The organism is Pseudoalteromonas lipolytica (assembly GCF_001306915.1).
GTDB classification, from domain to species: domain Bacteria; phylum Pseudomonadota; class Gammaproteobacteria; order Enterobacterales; family Alteromonadaceae; genus Pseudoalteromonas; species Pseudoalteromonas simplex.
The window spans coordinates 456,365-477,685 of sequence record NZ_LJTC01000002.1; the positions used below are offsets into that span (position 1 = coordinate 456,365).

General features: G+C 40.7%; 23 protein-coding genes and 1 tRNA gene. 10 read left to right on the top strand and 14 right to left on the bottom strand.

Annotation, left to right across the window (positions count from 1 at the left end; translation table 11 throughout):
• Positions 1-123 precede the first annotated feature (123 nt).
• The 7 genes from AOG27_RS03990 to rlmE form a co-directional block, all read right to left on the bottom strand.
• Positions 124-208, bottom strand: a tRNA-Leu gene (locus AOG27_RS03990).
• 76 nt (positions 209-284) lie between these two features.
• The gene (gene secG, locus AOG27_RS03995; RefSeq protein ID WP_054551698.1) at positions 285-632 is read right to left on the bottom strand and encodes a preprotein translocase subunit SecG; all 348 of its coding nucleotides are present in this window, start codon (positions 630-632) and stop codon (positions 285-287) included.
• Position 633: 1 nt separating this feature from the next.
• Entirely contained in the window at positions 634-1,383 is a 750-nt protein-coding gene (gene tpiA, locus AOG27_RS04000) for a triose-phosphate isomerase (RefSeq protein WP_054551699.1), read from the bottom strand.
• Between the two features lie 69 nt (positions 1,384-1,452).
• Complete coding sequence (gene glmM / locus AOG27_RS04005) at positions 1,453-2,808, bottom strand: phosphoglucosamine mutase (RefSeq protein WP_054551700.1); 1,356 nt, start codon at positions 2,806-2,808, stop codon at positions 1,453-1,455.
• Positions 2,801-3,649, bottom strand: coding sequence for a dihydropteroate synthase (gene folP / locus AOG27_RS04010; RefSeq protein ID WP_054551701.1), 849 nt, complete (start codon positions 3,647-3,649; stop codon positions 2,801-2,803). The genes glmM and folP overlap by 8 nt, the downstream gene beginning before the upstream one ends.
• 114 nt (positions 3,650-3,763) lie before the next feature.
• Positions 3,764-5,701, bottom strand: coding sequence for an ATP-dependent zinc metalloprotease FtsH (gene ftsH, locus AOG27_RS04015; protein WP_054551702.1), 1,938 nt, complete (start codon positions 5,699-5,701; stop codon positions 3,764-3,766).
• Positions 5,702-5,767: 66 nt separating this feature from the next.
• Positions 5,768-6,397 (bottom strand): 23S rRNA (uridine(2552)-2'-O)-methyltransferase RlmE, encoded by a 630-nt coding sequence (gene rlmE, locus AOG27_RS04020; protein ID WP_054551703.1) that lies wholly within the window; start codon positions 6,395-6,397, stop codon positions 5,768-5,770.
• Between the two features lie 89 nt (positions 6,398-6,486).
• Here rlmE and yhbY point away from each other — a divergent pair, with 89 nt between their 5' ends.
• Complete coding sequence (gene yhbY / locus AOG27_RS04025) at positions 6,487-6,783, top strand: ribosome assembly RNA-binding protein YhbY (protein WP_054551950.1); 297 nt, start codon at positions 6,487-6,489, stop codon at positions 6,781-6,783.
• 106 nt (positions 6,784-6,889) lie between these two features.
• On the opposite strand, the gene AOG27_RS04030 is transcribed toward yhbY, so the two are convergent.
• Positions 6,890-8,038, bottom strand: a complete 1,149-nt coding sequence (locus tag AOG27_RS04030) for a serine hydrolase domain-containing protein (protein ID WP_054551704.1) — start codon at positions 8,036-8,038, stop codon at positions 6,890-6,892.
• Between the two features lie 115 nt (positions 8,039-8,153).
• On the opposite strand from AOG27_RS04030, the gene AOG27_RS04035 reads away from it, so the two are divergent.
• From AOG27_RS04035 to AOG27_RS04060, 6 genes are all read left to right on the top strand, one after another.
• Positions 8,154-8,960, top strand: coding sequence for a hypothetical protein (locus AOG27_RS04035; RefSeq protein ID WP_054551705.1), 807 nt, complete (start codon positions 8,154-8,156; stop codon positions 8,958-8,960).
• 163 nt (positions 8,961-9,123) lie between these two features.
• The gene (locus AOG27_RS04040) at positions 9,124-9,963 is read left to right on the top strand and encodes a MipA/OmpV family protein (protein WP_054551706.1); all 840 of its coding nucleotides are present in this window, start codon (positions 9,124-9,126) and stop codon (positions 9,961-9,963) included.
• Positions 9,953-10,342, top strand: coding sequence for a DUF3019 domain-containing protein (locus tag AOG27_RS04045; RefSeq protein ID WP_054551707.1), 390 nt, complete (start codon positions 9,953-9,955; stop codon positions 10,340-10,342). Before AOG27_RS04040 ends, AOG27_RS04045 begins: the two co-directional genes overlap by 11 nt.
• A 13-nt stretch (positions 10,343-10,355) precedes the next feature.
• Positions 10,356-11,063 (top strand): response regulator transcription factor, encoded by a 708-nt coding sequence (locus AOG27_RS04050; protein ID WP_054551708.1) that lies wholly within the window; start codon positions 10,356-10,358, stop codon positions 11,061-11,063.
• A 12-nt stretch (positions 11,064-11,075) separates the two neighbouring features.
• The gene (locus AOG27_RS04055; RefSeq protein WP_054551709.1) at positions 11,076-12,365 is read left to right on the top strand and encodes an ATP-binding protein; all 1,290 of its coding nucleotides are present in this window, start codon (positions 11,076-11,078) and stop codon (positions 12,363-12,365) included.
• A gap of 173 nt (positions 12,366-12,538) precedes the next feature.
• Positions 12,539-13,891: a sodium-dependent transporter gene (locus tag AOG27_RS04060; protein WP_054551710.1), complete on the top strand. Its 1,353-nt coding sequence runs from the start codon at positions 12,539-12,541 to the stop codon at positions 13,889-13,891.
• Between the two features lie 31 nt (positions 13,892-13,922).
• Here the strand turns inward: AOG27_RS04060 and AOG27_RS04065 are convergent, their stop codons facing one another.
• Together AOG27_RS04065 and AOG27_RS04070 are read right to left on the bottom strand one after the other, a co-directional pair.
• On the bottom strand, positions 13,923-14,363 hold the full coding sequence (locus AOG27_RS04065; RefSeq protein ID WP_054551951.1) for a GNAT family N-acetyltransferase: 441 nt from the start codon (positions 14,361-14,363) through the stop codon (positions 13,923-13,925).
• A 66-nt stretch (positions 14,364-14,429) separates the two neighbouring features.
• Positions 14,430-15,173: a sporulation protein gene (locus AOG27_RS04070; protein WP_054551711.1), complete on the bottom strand. Its 744-nt coding sequence runs from the start codon at positions 15,171-15,173 to the stop codon at positions 14,430-14,432.
• 221 nt (positions 15,174-15,394) lie between these two features.
• On the opposite strand from AOG27_RS04070, the gene AOG27_RS04075 reads away from it, so the two are divergent.
• From AOG27_RS04075 to AOG27_RS04085, 3 genes are all read left to right on the top strand, one after another.
• Positions 15,395-16,966: a cation:proton antiporter family protein gene (locus AOG27_RS04075; protein ID WP_054551712.1), complete on the top strand. Its 1,572-nt coding sequence runs from the start codon at positions 15,395-15,397 to the stop codon at positions 16,964-16,966.
• Between the two features lie 283 nt (positions 16,967-17,249).
• Complete coding sequence (locus AOG27_RS04080; RefSeq protein WP_054551713.1) at positions 17,250-17,531, top strand: hypothetical protein; 282 nt, start codon at positions 17,250-17,252, stop codon at positions 17,529-17,531.
• Between the two features lie 138 nt (positions 17,532-17,669).
• Positions 17,670-17,888: a DUF3820 family protein gene (locus AOG27_RS04085; protein ID WP_054551714.1), complete on the top strand. Its 219-nt coding sequence runs from the start codon at positions 17,670-17,672 to the stop codon at positions 17,886-17,888.
• A 108-nt stretch (positions 17,889-17,996) separates the two neighbouring features.
• Here the strand turns inward: AOG27_RS04085 and AOG27_RS04090 are convergent, their stop codons facing one another.
• The 4 genes from AOG27_RS04090 to AOG27_RS04105 are packed head-to-tail and all read right to left on the bottom strand — an operon-like array spanning position 17,997 to position 21,125.
• On the bottom strand, positions 17,997-19,244 hold the full coding sequence (locus AOG27_RS04090; RefSeq protein WP_054551715.1) for an ATP-binding protein: 1,248 nt from the start codon (positions 19,242-19,244) through the stop codon (positions 17,997-17,999).
• Between the two features lie 6 nt (positions 19,245-19,250).
• Positions 19,251-19,943 (bottom strand): response regulator, encoded by a 693-nt coding sequence (locus tag AOG27_RS04095; protein WP_054551952.1) that lies wholly within the window; start codon positions 19,941-19,943, stop codon positions 19,251-19,253.
• Between the two features lie 14 nt (positions 19,944-19,957).
• Positions 19,958-20,344 carry a DUF3019 domain-containing protein gene (locus AOG27_RS04100; protein WP_054551716.1) on the bottom strand — a complete coding sequence of 129 codons (387 nt, stop codon included), beginning with the start codon at positions 20,342-20,344 and terminating at the stop codon, positions 19,958-19,960.
• 1 nt (position 20,345) lies between these two features.
• Positions 20,346-21,125, bottom strand: coding sequence for a MipA/OmpV family protein (locus tag AOG27_RS04105; RefSeq protein ID WP_054551953.1), 780 nt, complete (start codon positions 21,123-21,125; stop codon positions 20,346-20,348).
• Positions 21,126-21,321 lie beyond the last annotated feature (196 nt).

Below are 21,321 nucleotides of genomic sequence, written 5' to 3' on the forward strand. Positions count from 1 at the left end.
AATTAGTTAATTTCGTGCACGGGAATGACATTAGAATAAAAGCACTATAAAGGTGCGCATTTTGTTTTATGAAGCACTAAAACGAAAAAAGCTGTAACTCAGTGAGTTACAGCTTTTTAATTTTGGTGCGGATGGGGGGACTTGAACCCCCACGGCCGAAGCCACCACCCCCTCAAGATGGCGTGTCTACCAATTCCACCACATCCGCATACAATTCTGTATGTTGTTAAGCTTTAAGTTTACTTGAGGAATGAAAACTGCTTAACGCTAATTAGCAAAGCTAATTAGTTAGGTACGTCAGACGTTTTATCTTCTGTCGCAGGCACATCAGATTGTGCTGGCGTTACAGTTTCAACAGCTGGCGCAGCTTCTAAGTTTTCCCACTCATCAGTCTTTTTGATTTGACCTGCAGTAAGGTTACCTAGAACAATACTTAGTACGAAGAAGATCGTTGCTAAGATTGTTGTTGTTTTAGTCATGAAGTTACCAGCACCTGATGAGCCAAACACGGTACCAGAAGCGCCAGCACCAAATGATGAACCCATGTCTGCGCCTTTACCTTGTTGGATTAAAACCATACCAACTAATGCTAAAGCAACAATTAAATAAACTACTAATAAAATTTCGTACATCTTATACGGTCCCTTTTGCACTTTCACAGATAGCAGTAAATGAATCTGCTTTAAGACTCGCGCCTCCAATAAGGCCGCCGTCTATATCTGGTTGTGCAAATAATAATTCGCTATTTTTTTCATTTACGCTACCACCATATAAGATGGTTAACTGCTGTGCTACATCGCTATCCGAAGAAGCAATCTTCTCACGGATAAATTTGTGCACGGCTTGCGCTTGCTCAGGAGAGGCAGTCTTACCTGTGCCAATGGCCCAAACGGGCTCGTATGCTACCACAGAATTCTTCAGTGCTGCTACACCTAATTTGCTAATTACAGCATCAATTTGAGCTGCAACCACTAATTCAGTTTCGTTTGCTTCACGTTGCTGCTCGCTTTCACCCACACATAGGATAGGAGTTAAGCCAACTTGCTGCGCTCGCGCAAACTTATCTGCAACAACGTCATCTGACTCACCGTAAATGCTACGACGTTCAGAATGGCCAACTAACGTATAAGCTGCGCCTAGGTCTTTGACTAGCTGAGCATCTACTTCACCCGTAAATGCGCCTGCTTGATTTTCAGAGACTGTTTGCGAACCAAACGTGACGTTTTGTTGCTGCAAAGAACTCAACAATGGGAATGGTGGAAACACCACTATATCCAGTTCATCCGTTTGAACATTTTTAATAGCAGTTGATAACTGTTCAACAAGCTCTAAAGAGCCGTTCATTTTCCAATTACCTGCGACCATCGGCTTACGTGTTGCCATTATTCCACTCCACATTTGAAAGCGGGCAAGATACTAACTCGACTTGCCCGAAGTTACAAGAGGTTATTGTTATGCCTCGGTTTGTTTGCTCACAGTTTCGACAACTTCAGCTATTTTGCGAGCACTATCAAGTACAACTTTTTCTTGCTCAGCTTCAACCATTACTCGAACAACAGGCTCTGTACCTGATTTTCGAAGTAATACTCGGCCTGTATCACCTAATTGCTCTTCAACATGCGCTACCATCTCAACTACAGCTTGATCTTGCGTTGGATCGGTACCTTGTGGGTAACGAACATTGATCATTTTCATTGGGTACTTTGTAAAACCTGCCCCTAAGTCTTGCAACGTTTTATTCTGTGCAACCATTGCCGCTAACACTTGCAAGCTTGAGATAATGCCGTCACCCGTGCTGATTAAATCAAGATTTAATACATGGCCTGAGCTCTCACCACCGATTTTCCAGCCATTTTCTTGCAGTAGTTCCATCACGTAGCGGTCGCCTACTTTACTACGAGCAAAGCCAATACCGCGCGCTTTTAATGCATTTTCAAGGCCCATGTTAGACATAACAGTGCCAACAACACCCCCACCTAAAATATCGTCATTAGCGGCTTGGCAAGCAATGATATAAACAATGTCATCACCATCAAATACACGACCATTGTGGTCAACCATCATTACTCGGTCACCATCACCATCGTAGGCAATACCAACATCAGCATTGTGTTCTAATACTTTGCGTTTAAGCGTTTCAACATGGGTTGCACCACACTCTAGGTTGATATTTACCCCGTTTGGCTCACAAGCATGACAGATAACGTCAGCACCTAACTCACGCATTACTGACGGTGCAATGTGGTATGTAGCACCATTTGCGCAATCGAGTACAATTTTTAAACCTTCAAGCGATAAGCCTTGTGGGAATTGGCTTTTACAAAATTCAATGTAACGACCATCAGCCGTTTCTAAACGACGCGCTTTACCAAGTTTGTCAGAGGCAACGCAGGTCATTGGCTCATCCATCATGGCTTCAATTTCAAGCTCAACATCATCTGGTAATTTTAAGCCTCTGCTTGAAAAGAATTTAATTCCGTTATCATGGTAGGGGTTATGAGATGCACTAATTACAATACCCGCTTCAGCACGGAACGTTTGCGTAAGATATGCAACCGCCGGCGTTGGCATTGGGCCTAACAAAACAACATCGATACCAGCGGCGATTAAGCCAGCTTCAAGTGATGTTTCAAGCATATAGCCAGAAATACGGGTGTCTTTACCAATAATGACTTTTTTGGTACCAATTTTTGATAAAACGCGACCTGCAGCCCAACCAAGCTTAAGCGCAAACTCTGGAGTGATAGGGAATTCACCCACCATGCCACGTACACCGTCCGTGCCAAAATATTTTCTTGTTTTACTCATTTGTAATTCCTTTAGTACATGCTTGCCAAACGCTAAGCACATCAACTGTTTCTTGTACGTCATGAACGCGAATGATTTTTGCACCGTTTTGTGCTGCTATCAGCGCGCCTGCAAGGCTTCCCGCTAAGCGTTCATTGGTATCTCTATTTAATAAGTTACCGATCATTGATTTACGAGATAATCCCGCAAGAACCGGTAATTTGAATTGGTTAAATACATCAAACTTATTTAAGATTTGGTAATTATGAGCCAGTGTTTTACCAAAGCCAAAACCTGGATCTAAAATAATACGTTCAGACTGAATGCCCGCTTTCTCACACACGGCTAAACGCTCTGCAAAGAATTCGTTAATATCAGCAAATAAATCATCATAATGTGGGTTACTTTGCATCGTACGAGGCTGACCTTGCATGTGCATTAAACAAATTGCCACTTCAGGGTATTGTGCTAATACCTCTATTGCCCCTGGCTCTTGCAAAGCTCTGACATCATTAATGATATCAGCCCCTGCAATTATCGCTTGGCGCATTACCTCACTTTTGCTGGTATCAATAGAAATAATACAGTCGCTGGATGCTCTTAGCGCTTTAACTAAAGGAATAACGCGATCAAGCTCATCCTCAAGAGATACATCAGGTGCCCCAGGGCGGGTTGACTCACCACCTATATCAATTATTTTTGCGCCTTGATTTAATAACGTTTTAGCTTGTTTGACAGCGCTGTCGAGTTGGCAATAACTACCACCATCAGAGAATGAATCAGGAGTGACATTTAAAATCCCCATAACAACAGGGGAATCGAGGCGTAAAATGCGACCTCGCGGTAATTTAAGAGCGGTCATTTTTACTTAAACTTCCATGCGTTTGCTTCACTGGACTCCACTGGAATAGTGAGCCAATTTTATGCTACAAAAAAGCCCCGGCATCCGGGGCTTTTGCTTTTTATATTCTAGCGATTATTCAGCTTTGTCATCAAGGCTTGTTTCATCCTTTTTTACTGAATCATCAGATTTAGTTTCATTAACTACAGGCTCAGCTTTCGCACTCGGCTTTTTATCGTCTGAACGGCGGTCATGAACATCACGTGGCTCACGTACAGGCTGACGTGCCATTAAGTCATCAATTTGACCCGCATCGATCGTCTCATACTTCATGAGTGCATCTTTCATTGCATGTAAGATATCAATGTTATCTTTAAGGATTTGCTCTGCACGTTGATAGTTACGGTCTGAGAATAAACGAACTTCGCTGTCGATAACTTTTGCTGTTTCATCAGACATGCTCATAGCACGGCTACCGCCGCCACCCATGTACATTTCGTTTTGATCTTCAGCGTAAAGTAACGGACCAAGTTTTTCACTTAGACCCCATTGGGTAACCATTTTACGAGCAATATCTGTTGCACGTTCAATATCGTTACTTGCACCAGTTGTCACTTTATCTTCACCGTAGATAAGTGCTTCAGCGATACGACCACCGTAAAGACTCGAGATCATTGACTCTAATAGCTCTTTTGAATGGCTTACACGATCTTGCTCAGGCAGGTACATAGTGACACCTAAAGCACGACCACGAGGAATGATAGACACTTTATACACTGGATCATGTTCAGGCACCATGCGACCAACAATCGCGTGACCCGCTTCATGGTAAGCAGTCATTTCTTTTTCCTGCTCACTCATCACCATGGTCTTGCGCTCTGCGCCCATCATGATTTTATCTTTTGCAGCGTCAAATTCTGCCATGCTTACAACGCGTTTGTTACCACGGGCTGCATATAAAGCGGCTTCGTTAACTAAGTTTGCAAGGTCAGCACCAGAGAAACCAGGTGTACCACGTGCAATTACCGCAGCTTCAACGTTGTCACCTAATGGCACTTTACGCATGTGAACTTTAAGGATTTGTTCACGGCCTCGAATATCAGGAAGACCAACAACAACTTGACGGTCAAAACGGCCAGGACGTAATAGCGCAGGGTCTAATACATCAGGGCGGTTCGTTGCAGCGATAACGATAATACCTTCATTACCTTCAAAGCCGTCCATTTCTACAAGCATCTGATTTAGCGTTTGCTCACGCTCATCGTGACCACCACCCATCCCAGCGCCACGTTTACGGCCTACTGCATCGATTTCATCAATAAAGATGATACAAGGTGCTGCTTTTTTAGCTTGCTCGAACATGTCACGTACACGTGATGCACCAACACCAACAAACATTTCTACGAAATCAGAGCCTGAAATTGTGAAAAACGGCACTTTAGCTTCACCAGCTACCGCTTTAGCTAGTAATGTTTTACCTGTACCAGGAGGACCAACCATCAACACACCTTTCGGGATGCTACCACCTAGCTTTTGGAATTTTGATGGGTCACGTAAGAAGTCTACAAGTTCAGTTACATCTTCTTTCGCTTCGTCACAACCAGCAACATCAGCAAACGTTGTTTTAACTTGGTCTTCACTCATCAGGCGCGCTTTACTCTTACCGAAAGACATCGCGCCTTTACCGCCACCACCTTGCATTTGACGCATGAAGAAAATCCACACACCAATAAGCAGTAACATCGGGAACCAAGAGATTAAAATGCTGGCGAGGAATGACTGCTCTTCTGGCTTAACGCCTTTGACATTAACGTTGCTTTTTAAAAGATCATTCAAGATGTCTTTATCATACATAGGCATGATGGTTTGAAAGCGCTCACCATTTGTTTTAGTACCAGTAATCGTACCAGTGGTGCTTTCAATTGAGACTTCTTGGATAGCGCCACTGCGAGCGTCGCTAACAAATTGAGTGTAACTTGTTTGGCGATCTGCCTGATCACCACCATTAAAGCTCTGGAACACTGACATTAGCACTACTGCAATGACCAGCCAGAGTATTAGATTTTTCGCCATATCGCTCAAGGAGTTAACCTCTTGTATCCAATTAATTTAAATTCAACTTAACGCAGCACAACTGTACTACAGTTTGTAACCTGTCGCCACTATATATACTTCCCGAGAGCGGGCACGTGACGCATCGGGCTTTCTAATTTTCACTGCTTTAAAGCTATTACGTACTTCTTGTAAGTATTGATCAAATCCTTCACCTTGGAAGACTTTGACACAAAACGCACCATTTTTCTTTAAAACTTGGTGACACATATCTAATGCTAATTCGACTAAATACATACTTCCCGCTTGGTCCACTGATGTATTACCACTCATATTGGGTGCCATATCAGAAAAAACTACATCAACATTTTTTCCGTCAATACGTGTTAATAGTGCATCAAGTACCGCTTCTTCACGAAAGTCACCTTGCAAGAAATCAACACCTGCTAAGGAATCCATAGGCAAGATATCACAAGCAATAACCTGACCTTTATCACCAACCTTTTCAGCTAAATACTGTGACCAACTTCCTGGCGCAGCACCTAAATCAACCACCGTCATCGATGGTTTGATTAATTTATCTTTGTTTTGAATTTCGTCTAATTTGAATACCGCACGAGAGCGCCAACCTTTCTTTTGCGCTTCGTGAACATAAGGATCGTCGAAATGTTCCTTCAGCCAACGCTTAGAACTGGCTGAATGTTTTTTATTTGCCATAAAATTAATACGTAACTAATTAGTAATATTCTCTAGATGGCGTTAGAATACCCTTAATTCAAGCCATATTCAGCAAAATTTGTAACATGATGAAATTATCGAACAAACAAAAGCAGTTTTTAAAAGGCCAAGCGCACAGTTTAAAACCTGTTGTATTACTTGGTGCAAACGGATTAACCGAAGGCGTTTTAGTTGAAATCGAAAGCGCTCTTGAAATCCATGAGTTAATCAAAGTTAAAGTTCCTACAGATGAACGTGAAACTAAAACATTGATTTTTGATGCAATTGTTCGCGAGACAGGCGCAACAAAACTACAAACAATTGGTCATACAATTGTACTGTATCGTCAAAGCGAAGAGAAAAAGATTCAATTACCGCGCGGTTAATCCTGCCTTGTGGAGTTTCGAATCAGAAAAAGCCAGCAAATTTGCTGGCTTTTTTGTAGGCAAAAATAATTTTCCATTAATTTGTAACTAAACTTTTTTACCTAAGCTATTTTTGCTCTCGCGTGAATTTAAGAACCCGATTGATAAACTCGGTAGTAAGCTCGTTAATTAACCCAGTTTCGGCATTAAGAACTAAGCTAAACCCGATGTTTAGATGCGGAAATACAACAATATCGCTGCGATAACCTTGTACCCAACCGCTATGGTAGTAAAGCACTTCATCATCATAATCATAAACACGCCAACCTAATCCATAATAAGCATCTTTTACATGTTCACGCCAAACCCTACGACGAGTTTCTTTTTTAGTATGTGTGTAAGGGCGGGTTTGTTTGATCAATGCCTCGAGTGGTAATACGTCAGGGTATTGCCCTAACTGTGCATTCAACCAAATCGCCATGTCATTTGCGCTGGCGTTCACTCCTGCAGCCGCAGGCACTTTATAATAGTTTTTCTTCAAGCGTGATGTATACCATCGTTTTCTGCCGCGCACATGAGGGTGAGCATAATTATCATCTTTCACCATCCCCTCAAAACCAACACTCGCATCCGCCATTTTTAATGGTGCAAAAATATACTCCGAAATCCAGTGTGAGTAATCCATCTGTGTTGATTGATAAATCACAGAATCAATCAAGCTAAACATCACATTTTGATAACCGTAACATTCACTTGGTTTGCAGATAGGCTCAACAGTCAATAGCCGCTCGACAATATCTGGGTAGCTCATACGCGACTCAATTAGGTTATCGTATGCGTTAGGTACCAAGCCACTAGAGTGACTCAATATGTGATAAATTTTTAAGTCATCTTTATAAGCAGTATTAGCAAAAGCAGGAATAAACTTACTGATAGGGTCATCAATATTAAACTCCCCTTGTGCTGCCAGTTTAGCGGTTAATGAACCCGCAAAGGTTTTTGAGACGGATGCCAATCGAAAGCGGGTATGTTTATCGACTCTGCGGCCTTTTTCTATTTTTGTTCGACCAATACCGTTAATAAAATCATCATGACCAATATTTACAATTGCCAATGAGCCACCTGGGATCCCTTTACTTTTTAGTTTTCGGGTGAGGTGTTTATTATAATCAGCAACGAATGTTTGCCATTGCTTATCACTCGAAGCAGCTTCACCACTAACAAAAAGCAGTGTTAAAGAAAAAAGAAAGGAAATTAAAAATAAGCTGTACTTCATTATTTATTTTTTTAAGTCTGTTTAGGAAGTTTCTTATAACATAATATCATGAACTTTTGCCTCGACTAACGTACAATACGCTTAATCTTAATTATTTATGGGTAGATTATTTTTTATGCGCTTATTCGTGCTTTTATTTTTTGTTTTAATTTCAGTCGGTTGCGCCCTTAAACCAGAGCCAGCGCCGTTACTTACAATGCCAAAAAAACCGAGCTTACAGAGCCAGCGTTTTCAAGTTGAGTATCAAACAGAGCATGCATCACCTAAAGTAAAATCGGTACAGCTACCAGCTCATACAGTAAGTAAAAATCAAACCGTCATGATAGTTGCCGACAAAACCAGTGTCACAGATACACTGTACTCTCAACTAACTGAGGCACTTATAGCTAAGCAGTTAAAAGTCGTAGCCGAAAGCGCACAAGCAGATTATACCCTATCTATCCATCAGCTTGATCTTGAGCTTATTGAAGAAACAGAATACCAATTGGTGAAACCCAAAAAGCCACTTTCTTTATTCGATGAAGTCGCCAAGCAATACCCTGTTCAACAATGTGCGACTATTTTAGGCCAAGTAAGTATGCGTTTAACTCATAGAAAAACCGGTGATGTCGTGTGGTTTGCAAAATCGTCAATTGATAGCGCAAGCTTTCACCGCGAGCCGCTAATCTACAGCTTTGAGCAACAACAACTAATAAAGAATGAACTTGAAGTAGCCAGTTTTGTGCATGAGCAAAATTCAGAGCAAGCACGTATGGCACGTGTGAATAAAGACGTGACGATACCTGAGTATCAGACCATTACACGCATGGACATGTTAAAAAAAGAACAAGGCCCGTGTACCCGTACTGAAGTTAGTGCTCTTACGCCTATGATGCAATACTATCTTAGCAGTATCTTAATCGATAAAATCAAAGTTCAATAAGTAACTTTCGCTGTTTGTCTGCCCATAGGCAAACAGCGCCCTTCACTATCTCCTCAACATCATTTCATTCGTCTGTTGCTACATTTTTTTACAGATTACAGGAACTCATTAACAATATACTATATGCTATTACCCTTTCTTACAGACAGACAAGGAAGCCACGTTGCGAGCTCAAAGTACCCTATTTTTAATATGTTTAACCTTGCTAAGTACCCCAAGCCTAGCAAGTAATCGCTATTATGCCGACAATACACTAGAGCCTAGCCAAGGCTTTGCATGGGACTGGGGCATAGGCGCTGGGTATTACATTGAAGACTCGTATCTAATAGGCATGGACTCTTACAATGATGGCTTTGAACCAGATATTCACCTTGCCATTACTTACAACAATTTTTACCTTGATTATGATCAAAGCCAACTTAGTGGTGGTTTGACTCTGGGTTATAGTGTTATCGACAAATTTGAATGGGGCTTAGACCTAGTAGGCACAAATGTTCAATCTGGTTTTGATGATACAGGCTTAACTTTTTACGGTGACGAAGTCATCGCAGAACTCGAAGGTATAAAAAGCCGTAATTATGATTTTGATGTTGGCCTTCGCCTATCACGCCGTTTCGAAAACTCACAAATCTCATTTGAGTATTTACATGATGTTTCTGGTACCCACAACGGCTGGGTGATGAATTCATTTTTTAGTCAGATTATCCCTTGGCGAAATTGGGAGTTCCGCTCTGGTGTTGGCTTAAGTGCTTACTCTAATGATTTTACTGACTATTACTTTGGAATTTCACCATCAGAATCTTTATTAACACGCCCTGTCTATGATCCTGATACCTCGTACAGTTTAATTTTTGAATTCCATGCTGAATACCCTATAAATAGGCATTGGGTGTTTCTAACTGGCTGGCTTTCAACCTGGTTTTCTAAAGACATTCATCAAAGCCCAATTATTTCGCAAGAGTATCAGCATAAAGCCAAGGTAGGCGTGCGTTATGTTTTTTAAGTATTGTGTAACGTTAACAATATTATTTGCAAAACCCGTGTTTGCCCAAGATCAAGCAAATACAGATAATGCGTTAGTTGCATTGCCTGATACATGCGTAGCCTTACGTGAAGGTAGAAATTGCTTTGCCGAGGTGGATATAACCTGGCAACAACATAATACTGGCAATTACTGCTTACGCAACGCTCAAAGTAAGCACATCATGCAATGCTGGTTAATGCAACAAAAAGGGCTATTTAGATACCAGTTTGATTCTGCTGAAAGTATTGGTTTCGAGCTAATAAATAGTAATAACGGTAAAGTTGTCGCAAGCACCGAAATACAATTGCAATGGGTCTATAAAAATCGTCAGAAGAAACGACGCTGGCGATTGTTTTAACTAGGAGTGAATAATGGAACATTATGGGACCATCTTATTGGTTGAAGATGATATATCTCTTGCCAACTGGGTTGCAGAATATTTAATCGAACAAGGCTACCAAACAACACTATGTCAACGCGGTGACCAAGTTGTTGAGCAAGTACGTAAAACAAACCCAGACTTGGTTTTGTTAGATATTATGCTACCAGGACAAGACGGTATTAGTGTGTGCCGAGACTTAAGGCAGTTTTATCAAGCCCCAATTATTATGCTAACCGCTCGTGATGATGAAATGGATGAAGTGATTGGCCTTGAAGTGGGTGCAAGCGATTATATGATGAAGCCCGTTCGTCCCCGTGCATTATTAGCACGTATTAAAGCGGCACTGCGCTCTAAAACTGATACGCAAGAGTCAACAGCCAACTCTGAACTAATAAATGTGGGTAAGTTATCAATTAATACTGAATCACGTACCGTTTACTTGGCAGATGAAGAAGTTCATATTTCAAGTGCTGAATACCTTCTACTCCATTACTTAGCAAGTAATGCAGGCCAAGTTGTATCCCGCGACTCTGTGTTTAAAGCGACGAAAGGTCGAGAGTATGATGGCTTAGACAGAAGTGTGGATGTGCTCATTTCATCGTTACGTAAAAAATTTAATGATGACCCACAACACCCTGAAAAAATTAAAACCATCTGGGGCAAAGGCTATTTACTTGTTGCCACGGCATGGCAATAGCATTGAGCGCCTGTGAAAAAGTTTTATCTTTCGCTACTTGGTAGTGCTTTACTTTCAATCATTGTTTTGGGTTGGCTAATTGATGCTTTCAGTCAGCAAACCCAAGCTCCTCAAGATGTGTTTTCTAGCGAAACACAAATGATTAAAGGTTTTGCAAAACAAATCGCCAAGCTTGACGCTAAACAGCGCGAGCAAGCTATCACGGATATTAATCAAGACTTTGCAGTGCAACTTGAGTATCGCCCGACGCAATCGCTTGCGCTACCTCATTCATTGTTAGCACAAATGACCCAACCTAGCGGTCTGATCCTCGAAGATCAACAAGGCTACTATTTACTTTATAGTGAAGCCGCTTTAGGCACGCACCACTTAAAAATGCGTTTAGATAAAGACTTAACACACGAACAAGGCAACGATGTGTTACTCACCTTGTTGTTCTACGCTGGGTTATGCGTATTTATGGGCTTTATCATTGCGCCACTAGCCAAGCGTTTAACCGTTTTAAACGAAGCAGCAAAACGCTTTGCCAAAGGCGATTTAAAAAGTCGTATTCACTTATCTCATTTTACCTATATCAAAGATGTTGAGCTAACATTCAACCGTATGGCTAGCCAAATTGAAAAACTGCTTGATGAGAATAAGTTGATGGCATCGAGTTTATCTCACGATATTCGCACACCTATCGCCTGCTTGCGGTTTGGTCTTGAAGCAGCGCAAGATTGTAGTAGTGAAGAAAAGCGCCTAGAGTATCTTGCTCGCATGGAAAACGACTTAGATCAAATGGAGTCAATGCTAAAGAGTTATCTGGCATTTGCTACCCTTGAGCAAAAAGCGAATCAATTGACCTTCAATCATTCTGATTTAGAAACCTACATCCTTACACTCATTCATCAAATTGAACCTAAAGTAGAACAACATGGCTTACGCATTAATCACCGCGTTGAAGGCGAAGATATTTGTGCTGATTTGCACTGGTTAGCTCGGGCCATTGTTAATTTATTAAGTAATGCTTGCGACTTTGCTGAATCTGAAATTTTACTCAGTGCAACCAGTACCAGTGAACTCGTTACCATAAAGGTTGAAGATGACGGCCCGGGTGTCAGCGAACAAAACTGGCAAAAAGTATTTAGTCCATTTTTCCAAGAACAAACACATCGAAATCGGGATGGAGAAAGCTACGGGCTAGGTTTAGCCATTGTCGCTAAAGTTGCTGACTGGCACCACGGCACCGTCAGCGTTACAAAGAGCGAACAGCTCAGAGGCGCGTGTTTTACTCTTTCAATTCAAAATAAAAGCCTTTAAACATGTTTCAATTACGTTAATTGTCTCGTATTGTAGAGAACAATTGCACGAAATGTACGCTGACTTCAAAGATAACAATATATAGAACGAATTTGACCTAGATTAACCCTTTTTATTTAGCGTTAATTAAAGTAGATTGTCAGCGCCGTCACAAATAGAGAAGTAACAATAATATGAGCGCATCACGTGGGGAGTTCAGCTCCCGCTTTGGATTTATTATGGCTGCAGCAGGCTCTGCTGTTGGCTTAGGAAATATTTGGGGTTTCCCAACACAAACTGCAAGTAATGGCGGTGCCGCATTTTTAGTGGCTTATTTAGTGTTAGCATTTTGTCTTGCTTATCCTGCTTTAATGGCTGAGTTAGTGATTGGTCGTCATGGTCAAGCTAATGCAGTTACTTCACTTCGAAAAGTAACAAATCAAGCATGGCAAAAAAAGTTTGCCTTCATAGTTGGCTTTGGCGGTATTATTTGTGCGGGCCTAATCCTAAGCTTCTATGCGATAGTGGCTGGCTGGATGCTGAGCGCTACACTTGAACCCGCAGCACAATTAGTGGGGCAAGAGCAAGCTAGCAGTTGGCTTAGTGAGCAGTCACTATCAAGAAACCTTATATTTACTGCTACATTTATTATTTTAACCGTTGCGATTATCTCTAAAGGCGTCGAAAACGGCATTGAAAAATGGTCGAAGCGCTTAATGCCTGCCCTGTTAGGTATTTTGTTTATGCTGATCATCTATGTAATGACTCAAGATGGCGCAATGGCAGGCCTAAAAGCGTATTTAGTGCCAGACTTTTCATCGATTTTAAACCCTGAGTTATTAGTGAATGCGTTAGGGCAAGCATTTTTCTCACTATCGCTTGGTACCAGCGTAATGATCATCTACGGCTCATACATCAGCAAAAAGGAGAACTTAGTATCGTTAGGCGCTTATGTGACTTTAATCGATGTGTTCATTGCATTTGTTGCCGGTTTACTTATTATTCCTGCGATGTATGTAGCCCAGGCACAAGGTGTTGAGATTTTCTCTGCAGAAGGTGCACTACTTTCAGAAGATACCTTAGTATTCCAAGTGTTACCGGCGCTTTTCACCAGCATGGGTGATGTGGGTATTTTTGTTGGTTTTGCTTTTTTCGCGTTAATGAGTATTGCAGCATTAACGTCATCAATTTCGATGCTAGAAGCACCTGTTTCTTATGCTGTTGAACGTTTTGCGCTAAAGCGAGTACAAGCGACTTGGATCATTGGCGGTATTATTGCCCTTATCAGTTTTACAATTGTCTTTAACCTAGGCACCTTGTTTGGCTTTGTGATCACCTTAACAACTAAGATTGGTCAACCTATTCTAGGCTTAATGTGTTGTATTTTTGTTGGTTGGATTTGGCATCGCGGGTCGTTACTAAAAGAAATTCAACAAGGGTGCCCAGAAGCTGCTAGTAGTTTCTTTTGGAAAGTATGGCCATGGTATATCAAGTTTATTTGCCCACTCGCCATTGCACTCGTATTCGCTAACTCTTTGTTAAGCTAGTAAGCATTTATGTTTGAAGTGGCCCCATAGGCTACTTCAAACACATATCCTGATGTGGAATACCATCTTCTAGGTAATCATCGCCCACATTTTCAAAACCAAATTGCTGATAAAACCCTGTTAGGTAACACTGAGCACCAATCATAATCGCTTTATCAGGCCAATGCCTCTTACATGTATCAATCGCGGTTTGCACTAGCTTGCTTGCGAGTCCTTCACCACGAAATTGCTCTGCTACCAGCACACGACCAAATGCGCTAAATTGCTCATTCTTTTTATAGCATCGTGCATAGGCTGCCACCTGCAGGCCTTTGAACAAGAACACATGTTGGGTCAGTTCATTGTTATCCACTTCGTCAATTTCTGGGTAAGGGCAAGTTTGCTCTACCACAAATACATCAACCCGCGCCCGTAAAATGGCAAATAACTCATCTTTACTGAGTTCGTTATAACTTTTAATTGAAAACATAATGCTCCTTAATGAAAACAAAAAACCCAGCCGTAGCTGGGTTTTAACTCGCTATTCAGTCGTTAATCTTTAAGCAAATAATCGCTCTAGCTGATCACACAGCTGCGACAGGTTTACATGATCATGCTCAATCGTTAAATCGACATAACCGTCCCCCCTAAAGGCACGGTCAAGCTCGATTAATACATGAGTTTTATGTGCTTCAGGCACAAACGACAACTCAATCTCTTGTAAGCCAAATAGGCTTCGGCTATTTGGGCGATATTCAAGTTCTTGATAACAGCCTGAATGCGATTGAAAAGTAGGTGCTTTTAAATAACCCTTTTCTACATCTGCTTTCACTAAGCTAAAACCAAGTCTATCCATCGCTTCCATTAACGTGCTTACAGCGTCATTAGGATAAATGTGTAATGCATCACGGTCAGTTGGATCAAGGGCTAGATCAATGTCTAAGCCTGTTTCAAGCCAAACATGCGATTGGTTATAACCAGCGTTAATTTCAGTGATCGGGGTTTCAGAATGTAGGCGAGCTTCAAATGGGATATGCTTTTCAGCGCCCGCTGCAATCATGCCAATATCTGTAATTCGCCATTTTTCTATCACATGGTTTGTAAAATACTCACCGTCATCACTTTCAACTTTCACACGGGTCATAAGTGCTAGGTCTAAACCCGAAATTTCTTGATCAACATCACCACCTTTGATGACTATCACGGCATTAAATTTTTGACCAGGTTGTAAATGCTCTGTCTCAAGTACAGTGTCAACTTTTGCTGCACCAATACCTACTGATGCAAGGATTTTCTTAAACATCTATTCTCCTTAAGCCAGCTTCTTAGTTATGGCTTAAATTCCTTTGTTAATGCATCTTAACCACAATTAAAAGCTATTGTCAGCGAAAAAATGTTGCTTTTGGCGGATTAATCAATAAATCATGGATAAGTGCTTATTTTTTGAACTCTTCTTGCTCGATATTGTTTTCCAATAACGAATATTTCGCTACACTGCTAGCAAATGAAGCTAAAAGAACAATTATGGAACTTATCTACTTTGCTACCGCTTTCGTGTTTGGCTTTGCCATTTATCAATTAAAGCTACCTCCTCTCATCGGCTTTTTATTAGCAGGCTTTGCGCTTAATCTTTATGGTTATAAAACAACCGAACTACTAAATACATTAGCAAACCTCGGTGTAACACTATTACTTTTTAGCATAGGTCTAAAACTTAAAGTGTCTAATTTAATGAAACCGCAAGTGTGGGCGCCTGCCTCAATGCACATTGTTCTGAGCAGCACGCTGTTTAGTGGTTTTATGTTACTGCTAGGTGCCCTTGCACTGCCTTTATTTAGTGAACTTACTTGGCAAAGTGCATTGTTAGTCGGCTTTGCTTTTAGCTTTTCAAGCACCGTATTTGCCGTAAAAGTATTGGAAGAACGCGGTGAGATGGCAAGCCTGCATGGTAAAATCGCCATTGGCATTCTAGTTATGCAAGATATCTTCGCTGTTATCTTCTTAGCCATCAGTACAGGTAAAGCACCGAACATGTGGGCACTGGCATTATTAGTGGGATTGCCTATTTTACGTCCAGTGATGTTTTGGGTATTAAATCGCTCAAAACACGGTGAACTATTACCTTTATTCGGGTTTTTCTTTGCACTAGTTTTAGGTTACCAAGCATTTGAATTTGCAGGTCTTAAAGGTGATTTAGGTGCGTTGATTATCGGTATGATGTTCGCATCACACAAAAAAGCAGGTGAGTTATCAAAGTCATTACTGAATTTAAAAGATGTGTTACTGGTTGGCTTTTTCTTAAATATTGGTTTGAATGCCGAACTGACAAGTCACGCAGTGATTGTTGCACTTATCATTATACTCGTCTTGCCACTAAAAGTTGCACTTTATTATGTACTGACAAACGCATTTAAGTTACGTGCTCGTACTTCGTTATTAAGTGCATTTAGCTTAGCCAATTACAGTGAGTTTGGCCTGATCGTTTGCGCAGTTGCAGCTACCAGCAATTTAATTACTTCTGAATGGCTGGCAGTTATGGCTATTGCAGTTTCAATCACATTTGTTTTAGCCTCGCCTCTTAACAAACGATCAAATGAGATTTATGTCAAAATCGAACATTGGCTACTTAAATTTGAAAGTGACAGCCGTCTTGCTGAGGAACTACCTGTTAATTTAAATGATACTAAAATCGTGATATTTGGCATGGGCCGAATTGGCACGGGTGCTTATGAAACGATTAGCCAAACCCATCCAAATCTTGTCGCGGGTATTGATATCAAACCTGATGTAGTAGAAAAGCACATCAAACGTGGTCGTCGGGTATTACTCGCTGATGCAACAGACCCTGATTTTTGGCAACGTGTAAATCATTCACATGTCGGTATGGTAATGCTCGCTATGCCTAAACATATGCAGAATATTTTTGCTTTGGAGCAACTACGAGCCTCAGGTTATCAAGGACAAGTTACTGCAATTGCCAATTATCCAGATCAGCAAAAAGAACTAGAAGATATGGGCGTTGACTCTACTTATAACTTTTATTTAGAGGCAGGAAGTGGTTTTGCAGAGCATGTAAAGCAAAAACTTTTTTCTTAGCACCTAAAATAATTATTGGTACTTAAGGATGGTACCAATAATTATCTCTAAAATTTTCAGCAAGTTGCATAGTCAGGATAAAATCACCTGTTTTTTAGTTCCCTTTATTAGGTCAACTCTATTTACAAAGCTTTACATGTAGATTAGCAATCACCAATAAAAAAAGAGTAGAATCCTAAGAGTACTAATAGCTTAGTATCTATTTTTAACACAAAGAAGTGACTCAGTATAAGCATATAACGACTAGCATATGCGTAACTGTAAACTGATTAGGGTTGTTTAAATGAAGAATAAGTTTACCAACGAAGTTTTGGCAGACACGGATGATGCGCGTTCTGGGAAACTTTCAGACATTCAGCAGCAGCTTGATGAATTACAACAAAATGGCATGACCCCAATGGATATAAGGGCGGTGCTTTTTAACAAGATGCTCGATATCTATCAGGTACCTAATGATCACTTTCTGAGAGATGCAGAAACACCGGAAAGAATTGATGATCCGTCTATTGCATTGCAATTGCAACAGCTCGGTTTTTCAAAAAAACCTCGATATCAATTACACTAACTACTAGGCATTACTCTAGTAGTATCTATTCTGAGGGCCTACCTCCCTCACTAAATAGGCTGTTTCTTGCCCGTCACAGCCTATTTTCTCTCTTATTTTTACCGTATCATCTAGCTTTAAAATTTCTTTGAGATAAAGATGGATACAGCTGAACTCAAACGTGCCATAAATACTAAGATGCCATTTGGAAAGTATGCTGGCCGCCCTTTATTGTTACTCCCTGAGCCTTATTTAGTTTGGTTTAAACAGCAAGGATTTCCAGACTCTAAATTAGGAGCACAACTGGCGATGATGTATGAAGTGAAGCTAAATGGCCTAGAAAAAATGCTCATGCCATTATTAAATGAAAATAATTAAACTTTTTACGAACTTTTATAAATTGGTGCGGTCTATTACTTTGCTACTTGTTTATTTTTGGTTTTAATCTTTAAAAAGCGCCCTAGGCGCTTTTTTTATGCCTGCAATTTAAAGCGAGTTACTTTTAAATAAATGAATAGTAAATTTAGCTCCACCTAATGGTGAATCACACACCTCAGACTGCCCTTGATGCCAACTAACAATTTTAGCAACAATCGCAAGGCCTAAGCCAAAGCCGCCAGTTTTCTTGTCACGGCTTTTATCTAGACGAGTAAATGGCTTAAAAATACTTTGCCACTCAGACTTAGCTATCCCTGGGCCGTCGTCTTCAACACTTATTTGTATTGAATCACCCAACTCTTCAAGGCTGACATGAATTTTATGGTTTGCGTATTTTTGTGCATTGCCTAATAAATTTTGAATACAACGCGCCATAAAATGCTCGTCACACTCATAGTAAAGCTGCCTAGGCGCACTCACTGCTACATCGATATCAGTAGCAAATTCGAGCTTATTCACGACACTGTTAATAAGCGCTGTAAGGTCACACGAACGTGGCTTTAAGCTTGGTTGATGCGAATCAAGTCGTGCGTATTCAAGCATCTCAGACACTAGCGCTTCAAGCTCAGCAATATCAGCCTGCATATTATCTATATAACTATAAGATTTCTCATTTTCAATTTGCTCTTCAAGCATAGCAACGGCAAATTTTAAACGCGCCAACGGCGTTCTAAACTCATGAGAAACAGAAGAAGTCAGTTCTTGCTGCGCAGCTAGTAGGTACTGAATACGCTCTTGCATAGCATTAAGCGTGCCTGTAATTGGCAAAAAAAATGATTTAGATGCATCACGCAATTCGAAATCTTGCGAGCCGCCTACCGCCTCACAAGCTAAAGTGAGTTTGTTAAAGTCTCGCCAAAGTAACAAGCTCCAAAGACCAATAGGAAGACCAATAATGGCTAGTAATAAAAAATAGGGCCAAACAGAGCTAAAGTTAGGATTTGATATTGAGAGTGGACCAACTTGTAATAGCTGAGTCTCATTAATAGTAATGTACCAAATTACCTTCTGCTGCTGATTAAAAAGATACAGATAGTGATCATTTTGTAATTGTGTTTTGAGGTTTGTTGGTAGAGCGAGATCAGTTAAATCAATTAGCTCGCTATTAAACTCTTGCTGTAATTTAGCTAAGCCATTGTCAGTTTGACTTAATAGCCATAATGATTTACCAAACTCTTGATCTAGAGCGATTTGTTGCTGTGTGTCTTCATAGGGCCATAACTGCTCTATGACCCCACTAACAAGAAACAGAGAAACTATTATGTAAAGATATAAGCTAGCAAACAGTTTCCCCATTAATGATTACATATCCCATGCATCAGAAACGAACAGGTAACCTTGCCCCCAAACTGTTTTAATTCGGTATGGTTTATCACTGTTATCACCTAATTTCTTACGGATACGCGATACACGTACGTCAACGGTTCGGTCTAAACCATCATATTGACGACCAATCATATGTTGATGAACATGCTCACGACTTAACACTTCACCTGCATTTGAAGCAAGCAACCAAAGCAGCTCAAATTCATGAGAAGTCAGTGTAATTTCACTGCCTTTAAGTGTAACAATGCGGCTAGTTTTATCAATGGTTAAATCGCCAAAGCTAAGCTCTTCTGGTGCTTTGTTTGTAGCTTGACCACGGCGTAACAATGCGTTGATGCGCGCTAATAATACGCGTGGTTCTGCAGGCTTAATAACATAATCGTCTGCACCTAGTTCAAGCCCAATTACTTGATCAAAGTCTTCACCTTTTGCTGTAAGCATTAGAATTGGTAAGTTGAATTTATCGCGTACCTGACGGCAAACACTAAAGCCATCTTTACCCGGTAACATGACATCTAAAATCATTAAATCAACTGGATTGTTCTCAAGGTATTCGAAAACTTCATCGCCGCGTTCAAGGACCGCAACATCCAATCCATTATGCTGAAGGTAATCGCGTGTTAACTGCTGTAAGCCGAGATCATCTTCAACAAGTAAAATCTTTGCCATTGGTTGCTCCTGATTTAAAAAAAGCTCCACGGTGAACGTAACCTACGCCTCGTTGTTTTTGCTTCAGTGCTTTGCACCTCGACTTTTGTGGTCGCAACTTTGCTCCCCGTGTGCGGATTGACTAAGGAGTATATTGTTTCAACCTGAACCCGCGCTTTATGGCTATAAAGCCCATTATTACTATCAGTCCAGCATTGAATTTGCTGGTTATTTTGGTATAAACACAGATCTTGAGGTTGAGCAGTTTTCCAGCTAATTTTTAATTCAAGATCACAAAATTCGTGCTGTTGTAATACAACACACACTTTTGGTGTGATATCAAACTGAGTCGCTTGTGCATAGCTTGGGGGAGCCCAAATAACAGCAACAAACACACACAGACTAAAAACAAAATACTTCATATTAAAAAATATGATTGAATCCTATAAAAGCAGTCATCGAATACGTGTGTTCAAAAAGCGGACTGTCATCCACGGCTGAGTAGTCATAATATGCTAAATGAAAACGAAGAGAGTTAGTCTCACCTAGAGGCCAACGGGCGTCGATTTTAGCATAAGGTTGCCAGCTACTGCCAACCTCTATTTCTCCGTATGATGATTCTTCGGCCGATAAACCATAAAAATAATCATTTAATTCGTTCGATTTATACCAAACACCTAAGCTCGGTGCGATACTTAAACGACCTAACTGATGGTGAGATTGCCATTGTAAGGCACTGCGAACCCCTTTATAAACCCCGGAGACATCAGCTAGAACCTGAACAGAGAATACATGATTACTGCGGATATAGTGATAGCTCAAGCCCGCATCTAAAGCCCAGCGTCTTTTTTTTACGTCATTTGTTGTGACAACAGACTTTTCAACTAATTCATCACTACTCGTTGATTCAACAACGAAGCTATTTGACGTTTGCAAGGCAAATACATTACTAGGATGAAAATCTATAAAAAAACGGGTCTCGGGGTTAAATTCAGTGACAATGTTAACAACATGTGTGTCGCTTTCATGAAGGGAATAGCCTAAGCGACCATTATCAAAAAACCATTGTTCACCATAAAAAGCAACCTCTGGTAGCAGTATTAAAGGTAAATTGTCACCTCCATGCAATGGGTTTGTAATTACCCCAGCCCCAGTATTAACACTTAAGTGCCACTGCTCAGTATCAATTTGTTGATTTGCCATACGGCTTTCACGTTCAGTGCGAGTAGAATCATCAGCATACGCTTGACCCACACATACTAGCGCCAAAGCATAGAAAACTACGCAGAACCTGATCGTTAGAAACTTCATTATTATTTTACGACCAAAGAAAATTTTGCAATGTCAGCATAATATCAAGATGTGAACAAACTGTCCTCAGCAGGTTACAAGTATTCAC